Source organism: Streptomyces sp. PTL18 (assembly GCF_059510295.1).
This window is the reverse complement of record NZ_JCAJZO010000004.1, coordinates 324,107-340,318: the sequence shown is the minus strand read 5'-3', so window position 1 is coordinate 340,318 and position 16,212 is coordinate 324,107. Positions and strand designations below refer to the sequence as shown.

At 70.5% G+C, this 16,212-nt stretch carries 13 protein-coding genes; 11 read left to right on the top strand and 2 right to left on the bottom strand.

Annotated features, from left to right (window positions below; all coding sequences use genetic code 11):
• Positions 1-35 precede the first annotated feature (35 nt).
• From AC5WS8_RS10585 to AC5WS8_RS10570, 4 genes are all read left to right on the top strand, one after another.
• Positions 36-1,019 (top strand): cytochrome d ubiquinol oxidase subunit II, encoded by a 984-nt coding sequence (locus AC5WS8_RS10585; RefSeq protein ID WP_496103063.1) that lies wholly within the window; start codon positions 36-38, stop codon positions 1,017-1,019.
• A gap of 81 nt (positions 1,020-1,100) precedes the next feature.
• Entirely contained in the window at positions 1,101-1,748 is a 648-nt protein-coding gene (locus AC5WS8_RS10580) for a maleylpyruvate isomerase family mycothiol-dependent enzyme (protein ID WP_496103062.1), read from the top strand.
• Between the two features lie 277 nt (positions 1,749-2,025).
• A complete protein-coding gene (locus tag AC5WS8_RS10575; RefSeq protein ID WP_496103061.1) occupies positions 2,026-3,558 on the top strand; it encodes an acyl-CoA carboxylase subunit beta in 1,533 nt (510 codons plus the stop codon).
• A 38-nt stretch (positions 3,559-3,596) separates the two neighbouring features.
• A complete protein-coding gene (locus AC5WS8_RS10570; protein WP_496103060.1) occupies positions 3,597-3,788 on the top strand; it encodes an acyl-CoA carboxylase subunit epsilon in 192 nt (63 codons plus the stop codon).
• Positions 3,789-3,840: 52 nt separating this feature from the next.
• Here the strand turns inward: AC5WS8_RS10570 and AC5WS8_RS10565 are convergent, their stop codons facing one another.
• Positions 3,841-4,680, bottom strand: coding sequence for a helix-turn-helix domain-containing protein (locus AC5WS8_RS10565; protein ID WP_496103059.1), 840 nt, complete (start codon positions 4,678-4,680; stop codon positions 3,841-3,843).
• 975 nt (positions 4,681-5,655) lie between these two features.
• Between AC5WS8_RS10565 and AC5WS8_RS10560 the strand changes: the two genes are divergently transcribed.
• From AC5WS8_RS10560 to AC5WS8_RS10530, 7 genes are all read left to right on the top strand, one after another.
• Positions 5,656-6,951, top strand: a complete 1,296-nt coding sequence (locus tag AC5WS8_RS10560; RefSeq protein ID WP_496103058.1) for a cation:proton antiporter — start codon at positions 5,656-5,658, stop codon at positions 6,949-6,951.
• Entirely contained in the window at positions 6,938-9,796 is a 2,859-nt protein-coding gene (locus AC5WS8_RS10555; RefSeq protein WP_496103057.1) for a helix-turn-helix transcriptional regulator, read from the top strand. The genes AC5WS8_RS10560 and AC5WS8_RS10555 overlap by 14 nt, the downstream gene beginning before the upstream one ends.
• An 11-nt stretch (positions 9,797-9,807) precedes the next feature.
• A complete protein-coding gene (locus AC5WS8_RS10550; RefSeq protein WP_468570199.1) occupies positions 9,808-10,131 on the top strand; it encodes a PadR family transcriptional regulator in 324 nt (107 codons plus the stop codon).
• Complete coding sequence (locus AC5WS8_RS10545) at positions 10,128-10,799, top strand: hypothetical protein (RefSeq protein ID WP_496103056.1); 672 nt, start codon at positions 10,128-10,130, stop codon at positions 10,797-10,799. The genes AC5WS8_RS10550 and AC5WS8_RS10545 overlap by 4 nt, the downstream gene beginning before the upstream one ends.
• A gap of 272 nt (positions 10,800-11,071) precedes the next feature.
• Complete coding sequence (locus AC5WS8_RS10540; protein WP_496103055.1) at positions 11,072-13,309, top strand: MMPL family transporter; 2,238 nt, start codon at positions 11,072-11,074, stop codon at positions 13,307-13,309.
• 136 nt (positions 13,310-13,445) lie between these two features.
• Complete coding sequence (locus AC5WS8_RS10535) at positions 13,446-15,116, top strand: NAD(P)/FAD-dependent oxidoreductase (RefSeq protein ID WP_496103054.1); 1,671 nt, start codon at positions 13,446-13,448, stop codon at positions 15,114-15,116.
• Complete coding sequence (locus AC5WS8_RS10530; RefSeq protein ID WP_496103053.1) at positions 15,113-15,589, top strand: ester cyclase; 477 nt, start codon at positions 15,113-15,115, stop codon at positions 15,587-15,589. The genes AC5WS8_RS10535 and AC5WS8_RS10530 overlap by 4 nt, the downstream gene beginning before the upstream one ends.
• Here AC5WS8_RS10530 and AC5WS8_RS10525 read toward each other — a convergent pair.
• On the bottom strand, positions 15,570-16,202 hold the full coding sequence (locus AC5WS8_RS10525) for a response regulator transcription factor (protein WP_496103052.1): 633 nt from the start codon (positions 16,200-16,202) through the stop codon (positions 15,570-15,572). The two genes, AC5WS8_RS10530 and AC5WS8_RS10525, sit on opposite strands and share 20 nt — an antisense overlap.
• Positions 16,203-16,212 lie beyond the last annotated feature (10 nt).

Below are 16,212 nucleotides of genomic sequence, written 5' to 3'. Positions count from 1 at the left end.
GAACGCACTCACGCCCAGCTGACGGGGAATCAACCGTGGATGTCTTTTGGTACGCCCTGGTCGGGCTCCTCCTCGCCGGCTATCTGGCCCTGGAAAGCGTCGACTTCGGTGTGGGCATGCTGATGCCGTTCGCCGACACGGAGTCCGGCCGCGCACGGATGCGGCGCACGATCGTCCCCCTCTTCCTGGCGAACGAGGTGTGGCTCGTCGCCTTCGGCGGACTTCTCTTCGGAGTCCTGCCCGTGGCGGAGGGCGAGGTGCTGCACGCGCTGCGACTGCCCATCCTCGCCGTCCTCGCCGCGTGGTTCCTGCGCGACGGCGCGCTGTGGTTCCGTGCCGCGCAGGAGGGCGCCGGCTGGCGACGGACGTGGGACGCGGTGCTGGCGGCTGCCAGTCTGGTCCTCGCGGCCGGCTGGGGCATGGTTCTGGGCATGCTGGCCCGGGGCCTGTCCACCTCGTCCGACGGGCACCCGGTGGCCGCCATGGCCGATCTGACCCACCCCTTCACGCTGCTCTGCGGGGCCCTGGCCGTCACCGGCAGCCTGCGTCAGGGCTCGCTCCACGCGGCCCGCGGCCTGCCGGAAGGCAGCACGCTGCGGGGTGAGTGCGGCCGCCTGACCCGGGTGCTGACCCCGATCCTGCTCGTGCTGCCGCTCCTCGTCGTCGTCACCGGTGCGATGATGACCGACGCCCCCGTGGCAGTGGGCATCACCGCAGCCCTCGCCGTGGCCGGCGTGTACGCCTCCGACCGCGTCCAGGCGACCGGACGCACCGGAGTGGCCCTGCTGCTGGGTGCCGCACCGCTGGTGGCCCTGCCCGCCATGGTCGGCGCGGTGAACGGCACCACGGTGCTGGCCACCCGCGCGGGCGAGGGCGGCCTGGAGCTGTCCCGTGCGATCGCCGAATCGGCCTCTCTGACGCTGCTGACCGCGACCGTGCTTCCGGCGCTGGTCCTCGTGGCTCTGGGCCAGGTGTGGTTCTGGCGGGTTTTCGCGGTGGCGGCGAATCGGAGCACGTGACGGGCAGTCATAACGTTTCTCAATGGGGCCGGTAGAGGATCATTCTTCGACCCCGTTGCAATCCGACTGTAGGGTGAGCGCATGGCTAACGTGTCAAACGGGCAACCGGAATCCGAGGTCCGTGCAGCGATAGCGGCCGAACGCCGGGAACTCGCCGCCGTATTCGACGATCTGCCCGCAGAGAAATGGGACGAGCCTTCTCTGTGCTCCGGCTGGCGGGTCCGGGAAGTCGTCGCCCACATGTCGCTGGGGTTCCGGTACTCCCTTCCCCAGGTGGCCAAGGAGCTCGTGAGGGCCCGCGGCAGTCTGCACCGCATGACCGACCGCTGTGCGCGCAAGGATGCCGCCGAGTTCTCCGCCGAACGGCTCGCGGCCTTCCTCCGGGACAACGCCACTCATCCGTGGAAGCCGCCGGTCGGAGGCTTCGTCGCGGCGCTCGGCCATGACGTCGTACACGGACTCGACGTCACGGTGCCGACCGGTGTCGGCCGCGCGGTCCCCGAAGACCGGCTTCGCATCCTGCTGGACGCCGTCGACCCCAAGGCCTTCAAGTTCTTCGGTGCGCGGCTCGACGGCGTCCAATTGCGCGCCGACGACCTCGACTGGACCTTCGGGAGCGGAACGCCGGTCATCGGCGCCGCACAGGACCTCCTGCTCCTCACCTTCGGCCGCAAGCTGCCCGAGGGGCGGCTCGACGGGCCCCTGGCGGACCGCTTCACCCTCACTTGAACGACCTGCGACCTCTTTGAGGGCCGCCCGGCAAGCTGACGGGCGGCCCTCTTTTCGTGCGCGCCCTGGAATAGGGGACCACTATTAAGCCCCGGTAAAACAGAGGGGGGTGGTGAACAGGGGTTCTTCCCGTCGTGACCAGCGTGTAGCGTGAGAAAGGAAATGGGTGCGCCGGGGTGCGCGCGACCTACGAGGGCGGTCGATGAAGACGGAAATTGCCAATGAAATTCCCGGGCATGCTGCTTTTCCGGGAGCCGGAGCCGGAGCCCGCGGGCGGGTGGCTGAATTGCATTACCTGCGCGGGCGGGCGCGTCGCGGACCGAGTGACCGCGCGACCGAGGCGCAGCACGCCAAGGGGAAGTTGACCGGCCGGGAGCGTATTGAGCTGCTGCTGGATGCGGGTTCCTTCCAGGAGGTCGAGCAGCTGCGCCGGCACCGCGCGGTCGGCTTCGGCTTGGAGGCCAAGAAGCCTTACACGGACGGTGTGATCACCGGCTGGGGCACGGTGGAGGGCCGCACGGTCTTCGTCTACGCCCATGACTTCCGCATCTTCGGCGGCGCGCTGGGCGAAGCCCACGCCACCAAGATCCACAAGATCATGGACATGGCCATCACGGCAGGCGCCCCGCTGGTCTCCCTGAACGACGGCGCCGGCGCCCGCATCCAGGAGGGCGTCTCCGCGCTCGCCGGCTACGGCGGCATCTTCCAGCGCAACACCAAGGCGTCCGGCGTCATCCCGCAGATCTCGGTGATGCTCGGCCCCTGCGCCGGCGGCGCCGCGTACTCGCCGGCCCTGACGGACTTCGTCTTCATGGTCCGCGAGACCTCGCAGATGTTCATCACCGGCCCGGACGTGGTCAAGGCGGTGACGGGCGAGGAGATCACCCAGAACGGCCTGGGCGGCGCGGACGTGCACGCGGAGACCTCCGGCGTGTGCCACTTCGCCTACGACGACGAAGAGACCTGCATCGCCGAGGTCCGCTACCTGCTCTCCCTCCTTCCGCAGAACAACCGGGAGAACCCGCCGCGGGTGGAGTCCACGGACGCGGCGGACCGCCGCAGCGACGTGCTGCTCGACCTGGTCCCGGCGGACGGCAACCGGCCGTACGACATGGCCGAGGTGATCGAGGAGATCGTCGACGACGGCGAGTACCTGGAGGTCCACGAGCGCTGGGCCCGCAACATCATCTGCGCGCTGGGCCGCCTGGACGGCCAGGTGGTGGGCATCGTCGCGAACCAGCCGCAGACCCTCGCGGGTGTTCTGGATATCGAGGCATCGGAAAAAGCTGCTCGTTTCGTCCAGATGTGTGACGCTTTCAATATCCCGATCGTGACCTTCCTGGATGTCCCGGGGTTCCTCCCCGGTGTCGACCAGGAGCACGGCGGAATCATCCGTCACGGCGCGAAGCTGCTGTACGCCTACTGCAACGCGACCGTGCCGAGGATTTCGCTGATCCTGCGCAAGGCGTACGGAGGTGCGTACATCGTCATGGACAGCCAGTCCGTCGGTGCGGACCTCACGTATGCCTGGCCGACGAACGAGATCGCCGTGATGGGGGCCGAAGGGGCCGCCAACGTCATCTTCCGGCGACAGATCGCAGAGGCCGAGGACCCGGAGGCCATGCGGGCCCGCATGGTCAAGGAGTACAAGTCCGAGCTGATGCACCCGTACTACGCGGCCGAGCGCGGCCTGGTCGACGACGTCATCGATCCGACCGAGACCCGCGAGATCCTCATCCGCTCCCTGGCGATGCTGCAGACCAAGCACGCCGATCTGCCGTCCCGCAAGCACGGCAACCCCCCGCTGTAGAGGGCCTGTTCACCGCACGAGAGAAGGGTGGGAAATACATGAGCGCCATCTCCGTCGAGGGTGTCCTGCGCGTCGAGAAGGGCCATGCCGAGCCGGAGGAGGTCGCGGCCGTCACCGCGGTCCTGCTGTCCCGGGCTGCGGCACGGGCCGCCACCGGGCCGGACGAAAGCCCCCGCAAGGCCGGCTGGCGAAGCAGGGGCTTCCAGCCGCCGCACAGTTGGCGGGGCTGACCCGTAGCGCGGCGGGGTTACGGTCCCCCTCCCGTGCCAGGGCCGGCCGGTCTCATACGCCGACGAGTCGCGTGTCGGCCGCCGTGCGCCGGCGCTGGGCGCGGTACGTGGCCTCGGGGACGTCGAGGTCGGCTTCAGGGGCATCGTGAGCCGCTCGCGGCCGGGCCGGGCGCGAGCCGAATCCGGGTAGGGCGAGCAGGACCGGCGGCCGGGTCCAGTCCTCCTGCCGTAGCGCCACGTCGATGCCGGTGCGGGTGTCGGCACGGATGTCCACGGGGCCGACCGTTCCCACGAGCAGCGGGGAGTCGCCCCACTGGTCACCGGACGTGCGGGCGCCGAGCGTCACCGCGTGCAGGTACCACGTGCCCGGCGGGACGCTCTCCAGCTGGAAGGGCCCGGCACCGTGGAGCTTCGTCCAGGCCGCGGGCTGCCCCTGGAGGATGGGGCTGTCGAAGAGGCCGATGACGAGCGGGGACCGCGAAGTCCCCAGTACATGGGCCGTCCCCGCCACGGACGCGAGGGGCCCGCGCTCGACGGGAGAGGGAGTGATCCGGGGGTCCTCGTACGTATCGCCCCGGCCGATCCGCCGGAACTGGGTGGGCGAGAGCCCGACCGAGGCCGTGAAGCGCCGGGAGAACGTGCTGGCGCTGCTGTAACCCACCTGCGCGGATATCTCGGCCACATTCAAAGAGCTGTGCACCAGGAGGGATTTGGCCTCGTGCAGGCGTACGGCGCTCAGAAAACGCCCGGGCGTCACACCCGTGGTGCGCTGGAATACCCGGATGAAATAGAATTTGCTCATCATTACCGACCGGGCCAGGTCGTCCAGTACCAATGGCTCGTGGTAATTTTCGCGAATGGTCTTGATGGCGCGGTGGGCGAGATGCTCCATATTCTCCGCACTCCCTGAGCTGGTCGACGACGGTACGAAACGGGTGTGGGGTCGTTATTGCGCCGTACCGTCACGCAGAGACGTGTCACGGCAGCATGGAACACACCCGTGCAAGGCGTGGTGACGCTCGCTGAGTTCGGCTACGGAGCGGATGAGGCCCCGTTCAGGCAGGCCGCACACCCGCACGGGGATGACGACCCGCGCAGGTCAGCCGCCGAAGGGGCGCTTCGGCCCGTGGGGACGGCTGTGCGGAAGATTGATTGTTTAACCAAACGTGCCGTACGTTTGCCGGATCGCGAGCAGGAACTCCGGTCAGGGCACGGCTGAAGGGATGTGCGGCGAATCAGCCAGACTGGTTGTGCGGTCCACCGAACCAGAGTCGGCGTCGCAGGCGCCTGCGGTCATCCTTGGGCATGTTGGCAACCCCCGTTGCAATCTGTCACTAAGGGTTCGAGCCTCGCACACCTGTCCGCCTCGAAGCAACCGTCAAGCCGACTCGGTGGATGAGTATTTGTTGAGAGCCCATTAGGGGGCGGGCTCTGCCGGGCCCGAGGAGAAATCCGCGTATGTCCTGAGGCCGGAAGGAATACGGTACCCGGGCGCGGTCGTCCGGTCCCCCCGGCCCGAGCCTGATCCTGGCCGGTGTGTACCGGGCACGTGAGCAATCTGGGCGATGACACGGGAGCGGTCCCCGCACCAGGCTGGGGCGCCGACAGGGGACGCGCGCCCTTCCTGCCGGGAGGCCGCCGCGTGGCTGCTGAACGGGGCAGCGGTGCGCAGGGCGCCCGCCGCCCGCGTCTGTCCCGTACCGAGGAAGGGCCGTAGCGCCGCGAGACACCACGTGAGTGGGCTGTCATGTGATCGCACTCATGTCGGAACCACCACCACCACCCCGCCGCTGCCGCTGCCGCTGCGCGGGTCGCGCTCTGCCATCACCTGCTCATCGACGCCGGCCAAGCGAGGACCGTACCGATCATGACCAGCCATCAAGTGCAGTTCCTGCTCCTGGACTTCGGGTTGACCCTGCTGCTCGCCCGCAGCCTGGGTGCCCTGGCCGGCCGCATCGGCCAGCCGCCCGTGGTCGGCGAGATTCTCGCCGGCATCCTCATGGGCCCCACGCTGTTCGGCGCCGAGTTCTCCGACCGCCTCGTCCCGGCCGACGTGCGGCCGCTGCTGGGCGCACTGGCGAACATCGGAGTGGCCGTCTTCATGTTCGTCGTCGGACTGGAACTGGAACACCGTTTCCTCCGCGGCCGGGTCAGGATCACCCTCGGAGCGGCGCTGGGTTCGACGCTGGTGCCGTTCGCCCTGGGCATCCCGCTCGCCTTCTTCCTGCTGCGTCACCACCCGACCGAACAGCGCGCCGCGTTCGTGGTGTTCACCGGCCTGTCCGTCTCGGTGACTGCGTTCCCCGTCCTCGCCCGCATTCTGGTCAGCCGGGGCATGTCCCGCCTGGCGATCGGCGGCCTCGCTCTGGCCGCCGCGGCGGTCGTCGACGTCTTCGCCTGGTCGGCGCTGGCCGGTGTGCAGGCGGCCGTCGGCGGAGCAGCCGACTATTGGAAGGTCTCCCTGCTCATCCCGTTCACGCTGCTCCTGCTGGCCGTACGGCCGCTGCTGCGGTGGGTGCTCACCCACGACGGATCCGGCTCCCTCACGCCGACGGGCATGGCCGTCGTGATGGTCGGCATCTTCCTGTCCGGCGTGGCGACCGAGGTAATGGGGATGCAGTACATCTTCGGCGCGTTCCTCTTCGGAGCGCTGATGCCCCGCGAGGGGACCGAGGCGCTGCGCCAGGAGATCTACGAGCGCACCGGCGAGATCACCTCGTTGCTGCTCCCCGTCTACTTCGTGGTCGCGGGTCTCAAGGTCGATCTGCGCAGCGTCGGCGTCGAAGGGTTCACCGAGCTCGCCGTCATCCTGTTCGTCGCCATCGTCGGCAAGTTCGGCGGCACGTACCTCGGCGCCCGCTCGCAGGGGCTCAGTTCCGAGGACTCGGGCACCCTGGCCGCGCTGATGAACACCCGCGGCCTGACCGAGCTGGTCATTCTCGAGGTGGGCCTGCAACTCAGTTTGCTCGACGGCCCGTTGTACTCCCTGATGGTCGTGATGGCCCTGGTGACCACCGTCATGACCGGCCCGGTGCTGAACCTGATCCGCGCCAAGAGCTCCCGGCGGGGCCTGGCCGTCGTGACCGGGGAAGGCGCCGTCGGCTGCGACGCGGCCGAGGAGGGCGGGGCCGACCCCGAACGAGGTACCCGTGCGGCCGGTTGAACAGGCTCCCCAACTCGCCGAACTGGCCGGGGCACTCAAGGACGCGGCCCAGGGCCGGGGCGGCGTCGCGGTCGTCAGCGGCGGCATCGGCTGCGGGCGCACCGAACTACTCGACGCGCTGCGGTGCGAAGCCCTCCGGGCGGGGCACGCCGTGCTGCGGGCCACCGGCTCCAGGCCGGAGCGGGATACGCAGGGCGGCGTGCTCGGTCAGCTGGTGCGGTACGCGGAACTCCCGGGAGACCACGGCGAGGTCCTTGCCCGGACCCTGGGGCGGCCGCCCGGAGAGGTGCCCGGCGGTGGCCCGGCCCAGTGGCCGCCCGACCGCGCGACCGGAGCAGCACTGCACGACCTGACGGCGGGGCTCCTTCGGCTCGCCGAGCAGGTGCCGGTCCTGCTGTGCGTCGACGACATGGACCTCGTCGACCCTCTCTCCGTGCACGCGATCCTCCAACTGGTGCGGCAGCCGCGTTCGTCGCGCATCGCCGTGGTGGTCGCCGAGTGCACCGCCTCCCCGCCGACCCACCCGCAGCTGCACGCCGAGCTTCGGCGCCACCCCCGCTACCGCCAGGTCGTACTGGAAGGCCTCTCACTCCCGGCGGTGGCCACCGTGCTGGCCCGCTCCCTCGGCGAGACCGCGGCAGCGGCGCTGGCCGCGAGCTGCCACCGCATCACCGCCGGCAACCCCCTGCTCCTGCGGGCGGTCGTGGCGGACCAGCGGCGAGCCGGCCCCACGGTGGGCGGCGCCGGCGCGGCGCAGCCCGTTCTCGCCGACGCCTACGCGGACGCCGTGCTGAGCTGCCTGTACCGGGGCGGGCCCGCCGTCCTCGCGCTCGCGCAGGTCCTTGCCGTACTCGATCAGGCGGAAACGGACACCGACCTGCCGGCCCGGATGCTCGACGAGCAGCCCGCGGCCGTCGCGGAGCGCTGCGGGGAGCTGGAGACGGCCGGACTCCTCGACGGTACGCGGCTGCGGCATCCCGCGGCACGTGCGGCGGTACTGCGCAGCCTCTCCGCCCCCGCCCGCCGGGACCTGCACCGCCGGGCGGCCGAACTGCTGCACGCCGACGGGGCCACCGCCGCGCGGATCGCCCCGTATCTGCTCGCGACGGCATACGACGACCTGCCCTGGGCCACGGCCGTGCTGCGCGACGCCGCGGCCCCGCACCTGGCCGCCGACCGGATCCGCGAGGCGCGGGACTGCCTCGCCGCCGCTCTCGCCGGGTGCCGGGAGGACGGCGAACGCGCGGTGCTCAGAGCCCGGTTGGCGGCCACTGCCTGGCTGCTCGACCCGGCTCTCGGCGCGCGCCACTTCGCGGAACTCGCAACGGCGTTGCGCGACGGCCTGCTTCCCGGCCGGTACGCCCTGGCCCTGGCCCGGCACCTGCTGTGGCACGGTCGGTTCGACGAAGCCGCGCTGGCCGTCCGGCGGGCGACGCCGCGGGCCGGGGGACCGGCCGCGGATCCCCCGGCCGGCACCGAGGTCCGGGCCACCCGCAGCCTGCTGTCGACGATCCACCCCCCGGTGCTGGTGGCCGCCGGCGGTGACAGGGGCGATCCGCGGATCCGGGCGGCATCGGCCCTCACCGAGGTGCTCGCGCACGGCCCCGGCGCTTCGGCGGCCGCCGAAGCGGAGGCCGCGCTCCGCGGCATGCGGCTGGGCAGGAACACCTCCGAATGGATCGCGTGTGCCGTCGCGGCCCTGATCTACGCCGAGCGGACCGAGGCCGCCGAGCACTGGTGCCGGCACTGGCTGGCCGAGGCCCGTACCCGCCAGGTCTCGCTGTGGCAGGCGGAGTTCTCGTCCCTGCTGGCCGGCATCCGGCGCCGTCGAGGGGATCCCGTGGCGGCGCGCGGCCTGGCCGAGGCGGCTCTGAGGCACGTACCCGTCGAGAGCTGGGGGGTGGTCCTGGGCCGGCCGCTGGCCGACCTGGTGCAGGCCGCCACGGACCTCGGCGACCATCTGGCCGCTGCCGAGTACCTCGCCGTACCCGTGCCGGACGCGATGTTCGAAACCCGCTTCGGGCTGCACTTCCTGCACGCCCGCGGCCGCCACCTGCTGGAGACCGGGCGGGCCGACGAGGCCCTCGACGACTTCACCGCCTGTGCGGACCTCATGCGCCGCTGGGGGTGCGACCGCCCCGCCCTCGTGCCGTGGCGGACGGAGGCGGCCCGGGCACACCTGGCCTGGGGCGACCCGACCACGGCCCATGCCCTGGCCCAGGAGCAGCTCACCCTGGCGGGACCTTCGCGCACCCGAACCCGCGGACTCACGCTGCGGGTTCTCGCGGACACCCAGTGCGGCGCCGAACGCATCGCCCTGCTCACGGAGGCCGTCGCCGTGCTGCGCGCCGCCGGCGACCCGCTGCAGACCGCGCACGCCCTGGCCGAGCTCGCCCGTGCGCACCTTGGGGCGGGCCGCACCGGTCGGGCACGGACGGGCCTGGCGACGGCCGCACGGCTCGCCCTGCGGTGCGGGGCGCGGCTGCCGGCGGCCGCCCTCGCGGAAGAGCTCGAAGCTCCGGAGCCGTACGGGCGGCGACCGGGGAACCGCCGTGTGGACGGGGCGGCCGGCCCGCTCAGCGCCGCGGAACGGCGGGTGGCCGCACTCGCGGCGGCCGGGCACACCAACAAGGAGATCTCGCAAAGCCTGCACATCACAGTCAGCACAGTGGAGCAGCACCTCACCCGCGTCTTCCGCAAACTGCAGGTCGGAGCCCGCCGGGACCTCGCGGCGGCGCTCGGTCGCGACGCCGACCAGCAGGTGGCCGCCGTACCCGCGCCACCGTGGCCGGCCGGGGGCCGCACGGTCCAAACAGGCGTGTCCGGTTCCGGTCCCGCTGTGTAGTGTGGGGAAACGTGAAGGCTGAGAACCTGCGAGGCAATCTGGAAGGCATGCTGCTGTCGGTGCTCGAACCCGGCGCACAGCACGGCTATGCCGTCATCGAAGAACTCAGGCGGCGCAGCGGCGATGCCATCAACCTCCCCACCGGGACTGTCTATCCGGCTCTGCACCGGCTTGAGGCCGCGGGACTGGTCGGCAGCGAGTGGATCACCCACAACGGCCGCCGCCGCCGTAACTACTTCCTCACCACGGCCGGTCGCCGGGCCCTGGCCGACAAGCGGACGGCGTGGCAGGAGGTCTCCTCCCTCATCTCGGTCGTCCTTGGCGGGCAGGCGTGACGGCCGTACTGCAGCGCTACACCGACCACCTGGCCGAGCACCTGGTCGGACCGGACTCGCGCCGTTCGGCCATCCTCGACGAGGTGTTGGACGGCCTCCAGTGCGCGGCGGAGTGCAATCTGGACGACTGCACCGACATCGAGGAAGCGGCGCACCGCGCCGTCCTGGAGTGGGGTCCCCCGTCGGAGGTCGCCCGCGCCTATAACGACGCCACGCTGCGCCTCAGCGCGAACCGGCTGTCCCTGCAGGCGCTCTGCGCTCTGCCGCTGCTCGCGGCGACCTGGGCATCCGCGCTGCTCCATGGCCCGGCCGGGCCATGGCCGTACCACCCGCCGCTGCTGCTGACGGGGCTGTCGATCGTGGGCTTCGGCTGCGTGCTGTCCCTGGCGGGCGCGTTCTCCGGGCTCCGGAAGGGCACCGGCATCGCCGCGGCGGCCGTCCGGCGCGACGAGATGGTCACCACCGGCACCCTCGCGGCCCTCATCGGACTGCTCTGCGTGCTGGGGGCGTTGATCCTGCTCCTGCTCAACCGCGGCCTGAGCCATCCGGAGTCCCTGGACTGGCCGATGGTCGCCATCCCCGCGACTCTGACGCTCCTGGCCGGTGCGTACTTCGGCACGGCTCTGAAGCGCTTCCTCGCCGTCCTGCGCGGGACCGACTCCCGGTAGCGCCCACCCTGTTCGGCACCGGCAACCGCCGGCTGCGCGGTCCGCCCACGAGCGGGCCGCGAAGAGAGAGCCCTCGACGGGCGACATTCCTTTCCCGGGATGCGCTCGCCGAGGGCTCTCCGCGTTTCCGGAACGCATCACTCCACGTCAATTCACCGGTGCTGCAGCGACTTTGCTGTTGCGTCATCGCGATCACCGGGCTAACTTGTCCACCGACATACGTAGCGTGGCTACACAGTAGCGTCCCTACATGAGGGGTTACCTTGGAGCGCATGACGCGATGGGTGCTCGCCCATCGGCTGCCTGTCGTCCTGGTCTGGGTGGTGCTCACCTTGGCCGGAGGGGCCCTGTCCGGCAGCACCATCGACAAGCTCTCGTACGAGTCCCGGCTCCCTGACAAGCAGTCACAGGCGGCGAACGACGCCCTGGCCCAGCGCTTCGCGCAGACCGGCGGCAAGAACGCGCCCCTCCTGCTCGTGGTGACGGTGCCCAAGGGCACGACCGTCGACGACGACGGCGTACGCAAGCAGTGGGGCGACCTGATGGCCAAGGTCACCCCGAAGGGCGGCCGCGACGTCTCCTACGCGGACCCCGGCGGCGAGTCCCTGGTCTCCCGGGACAAGCGCACCACCGTCGCTCTGGTCTACCCGCCGGCCAACCGCTCCAACGTCCCCTACGCCCAGTCCCTCCCGGGCATCAAGGCGGTGGTCGAGCACGCGAAGATCGCCGGCGCCCCGGTCGAGCTGACCGGTCAGCCGGTCCTCTCCGGCCGTGACAGCGGAGCCGCGCGCAGCCCGATCTACGAGACCCTGATCGGAGCCCTCGGCGCCCTGGTCGTCCTGGCCCTCGTCTTCGCCAGCGGCCTCGCCATCGTGCCCCTGCTGATGGCCATGGTCGCCATCCCCACCACGTTCCTGCTGGTGCGCGGCATCACCGGGATCACCGACGTCTCCTTCATCGTCCAGTTCCTGGTGGCGCTCATCGGCCTCGGCATCGCGATCGACTACGCGCTCCTCATCGTCACCCGCTGGCGCGAGGAGCGGCACAAGCCCGGATCCGACGGTGCCGACCCCGCCGAGCGCCGCGAGGCAGTCGTACGGGCCGTCGCCAGCGCCGGTCACGCGGTCGCGCTCAGCGGCGCCACGGTGGCGATCTCCCTCGCCGCGCTCGTGGTCCTGCCCGTCCCGTTCCTGCGCAGTGTCGGATATGCGGGTCTGCTCATCCCGCTGGTCAGCGTCGCCATCGCGGTAACCCTGCTGCCCGTCCTGCTGTATGCCTGGGGCGACAAGCTCGACCGGCCGCGCCGGGCCCACCGCCCGGACAGCAAGCTGTGGGGCCGGATCGCCGGACTCACCACCCGCCGCCCGGCGCTGTGCGCCGTGCTCAGCGGCGCCGTGCTGCTGTGCCTGGCCGCGCCCGTCCTCGCCCTGCGCCTGGGGCAGCCGGCCACCGTGACCCTCGCCCAGGGTGGCAAGCCCGCCGCCGCGTTCCAGCGGATCGTCGACGCGGGCTTCGGCGAGGGCATCGCCCGCCCCCTTGAGGTCATCGTGCCCGCGGGCGGCGGCGACTCCCTGCACGCGAAACTCGCCGGGATCGAAGGTGTCGCGGGTTCCGCGGCCCCGGCCGACTGGGCGCGCGGCGGACAGCGCGTCATCGACGTGTGGACCACGGCCGACCCGTCCAGCAGCGCCGGCCGGTCCACGGTGACCAAGGTCATGAGCCTCGCCCAGGACACTCCCGGCGCCCTCGCCGGCGGCGGGCCCGCCACGGACGTCGACTTCATCGACGCCGTCTACGGCTCCCTCGGGCTCATTCTGGTCTTCGTCGCCCTGCTCACGTTCGTCGTGCTCGCCCGAACCCTGCGTTCGGTCGTCCTGCCCATCAAGGCCCTCATCCTCAACGCGCTGTCCACCTGCGCGGCTTATGGTGTGGTCGTCCTCGTGTGGCAGAAGGGCTACGGCAGCGAGGCGCTGTTCGACACCCCGGCGATCGGGGCGGTGACCATCTGGATCCCCATGGCGGTCTTCGCCTTCCTCTTCGGGCTGTCCATGGACTACGAGGTGTTCATCCTCCATCGCATCCGCGAGACCCACCTGGACCTGACGGCCGAGGGCGAGCGAGACACCGTGGTCCCCTCCGTCGTGACCGGCATCAGCCGCACGGGCCGGCTCGTCACCTCCGCCGCGCTCATCCTCTTCCTGGCGTTCACCGCGCTGGCCACCATTCCGATCACCGACGTGAAGGTGTTCGCCACGGCTCTGGCCGCGGGCATCGTCATCGACGCCACCGTCGTCCGGGGCCTTCTCACCCCGGCTCTGGTCACCCTCCTCGGGCGGTCCAACTGGTGGTTCCCGCGCTCCTTGGGCCGGCTGCTTGTTACCACCCCCGGACAGGCAGCCGGCCCGAGGACCCACCCTGCCGACGACGACGCGGCCGGGTGCGGGGGGCAGGAGGCGGCGTCCGACGCCGCAGCCCCCGCCACGCAGGCCGGCACGCAGAGCCGCGCCTGACGATGCAGGCCACCGCGCCACGGCGCGGTGGCCTGCGCGCGCTTTCTCACGGCTTCATCGGCGTACGCAAGGCTGGTCCCGCGGGCGTCGACGGCAATACGGCGGCCCGACCGGACGAGTGCGAAGGGGACCGACAGTGTCCACACAGAAGCCCAGCCACGACGTGGTGATCCTGGGATCGGGAATCGCCGGATCCACTCTGGGCGCGGTACTGGCTCGCAGCGGGGCCAAGGTACTGATCGCCGACGCGGGCACCCACCCCCGCTTCGCGGTGGGGGAGTCCATGATTCCCCAGCTGGTCTCCTGGCTCCAGGTGCTCGCCGAACGCTACGACATCCCCGAGTTCGAGGCCCTCACCGACGCGACGACCATCAACGAGAAGGTGAGCAACACCTTCGGCCGCAAGCAGCACTTCGGCTTCATGCTGCACCGACCGGGCCAGGAGCCCGACCCGGATGAGTCGCACCAGTTCGTCATCCCCGACGCGCTGACGTCCGCCAGCCACCTGTTCCGCCAGGACAGTGACGCCTACCTGCTGCGCGTCGCCGTCGGACACGGTTGCGACACACGCCAGCAGTGGCGCGCGGAGAAGATCGACTTCGACGACGACGGCGTCACTGTGACCGGCGCCGACGGGTATGTGGTCCGGGCTCGCTACCTGGTGGACGCGAGCGGCTTCCGCTCCCCGCTGGCCGACCACCTCGGCCTGCGCGAGCAGCCGGCCCGGTTCCGGCACCACTCCCGGTCACTGTTCACGCACATGATCGGCGTGAAGCCGTTCGACGACGTGCTGGACGTGTCCGAGAAGAGCCGGCCGCCGGTGCCCTGGCACAACGGCACCATGCACCACATCTTCGAGCGGGGCTGGTTCTGGATCATCCCCTTCGACAACCATGAGCTTTCCCGCAACCCGCTGTGCAGCGTGGGCGTCACGCTCGACCCGCGGCTGCACCCCAAGCCGGAGGGGGTCGGCGCGGAGGAGGAGTTCGCGCAGCTGCTGAGACTGTTCCCGGCGGTGGAGCGGCAGTTCGAGGGGGCCAGGAAGGTCAGGGAGTGGGTGTCCACGGGCCGGCTGCAGTACTCCTCCAACAAGACCGTGGGACAGCGGTGGTGCCTGATGTCGCACGCCGCGGGCTTTCTCGACCCGCTGTACTCGCGCGGCATGTCCAACACGTTCGAGATCATCCACGCCCTCGCCCCGCGACTCCTCGCCGCACTCGCGGACGACGACTTCGACGAGGAGCGCTTCCGCTACGTCGAGGAGCTGGAGCAGGGCCTGCTCGACTACAACGACACGCTTGTCAATTGCTCGTTCATCGCCTTCTCGCACTTCCGCCTCTGGGACGCGGTATTCCGCATCTGGGGAAGCGGCAACACCCCCGGCACCCTGCGGATCAACAACGCCCTGCGCAAGTACCGCACCGACCGCGACGCGAGCGTGTTCGACGCCTTGGAGAAGGTTCCGCACACCGGCCTCTGGTGGCCCGACAACGACGATTTCAAGGCCCTCCTCGACGGAACGGCGAAGGCCTGCGCGCAGTACGAGGCGAAGGAGATCGACGGCGACCGGGCGGCGGACATCATTCTCGGACTGATCAACGAATCCGACGCGGTGCACGCGGGATTCGGCTGGAAGGACGTGAGCCGGCGGTTCATCCACCCTGACCGCGACCAGATAGCCGATTTCCTGCAATGGGCCGCGCGGTCCCCCGTTCCGGCGCTGAACACCATCGGCCGGGAGAGCCTGGAGGCGCTGCGCGCCGCGGGTGCCGCGCCGGCCTCCCGTCCCGGGAAGACGGTCCGATGACGGCCGCGGCCCAGGACGGCCGAACGAGCGCCCAGGAGGCCAACAAGGCGCTCGCCCGCCGCTGGTTCGACGAGGGCTGGAGCCGTGGGGAACTGGATGTGGCCGATGAGATCTTCGCCCCACAGTTCCTGCTGGGCGGCAGGCCGGTCGGCCCCGAAGGCCCCAAGGAGAGCGTACGGCTGCGGCGCGCGGCGTTCTCCGGACTCACGGTCGAGGTCGGGCTGCAGGTGGCCGAGGGTCCGTGGGTGGCGAGTTGGTACACGACGCGGGGAACGCACGTGGGGGAGTTCGCCGGCGTGGCGCCCACCGGACGCGCGGTCTCCTCGGAGGGAATTCAGCTGTGGCGGGTGGAGAACGGTCTCGTCGTCGAAGATCGGAATGTCTTCGACGTGCAGCGGGTCCTCGGCCAGCTGCGGACCCCGGAGGGGAAGACTCCGGGGCCGGCCCCGTTCGCTAAGGGCCTGCGTGGATGATGTTGTTTTCGTAAGCGAAAATAACAGCATGCACGCGGTTGCGAAGCTTTAATTTCTCCATTATTTTCTGAATATGGGATTTCACGGTGCTCTGGCTGAGCGCCAATTCCGCCGAAATCTCGGTGTTGCTGTATCCACGTGTCATGAGGTGAAAGACCTCGGACTCCCGGGCCGTGAGAATTTCCAGCGGAGATTCTCCGGCCTCCTTTCGGGCCCGCGGGATGAGCATGGACCGACCCGTGGCCATGATGCGGACCGCGGCAGTGAGTTCCTCGGAGCTGCATCTGCACGACAGCACGCCCTGCACGCCGGCCTGCAGCACCTGGCCCGTCGCGGCGTCCACGTCGTCGACCAGGACGAGGGTGTTGGCCGGAGGCAGCCGGGACCGGGGCCTGGACATTGCCTGCACGATGTCCAGCGCCCCGCCTGCGTCTTTGTGCGTGTTGACGACAACCACGTCGGGACGCAGCTCCCGGTACCGCGCGGCGGCCGTCTCGCAGTCCTGGGCTGTGCCGACCACGCGCAGATCGGCACAGGCGTCGAGAATCGTATGCAGTCCCGTCAGTGAGATGGGATGGGAATCCACCACCAGAACGCTGAACTGTGGCAGCACGGACATATAT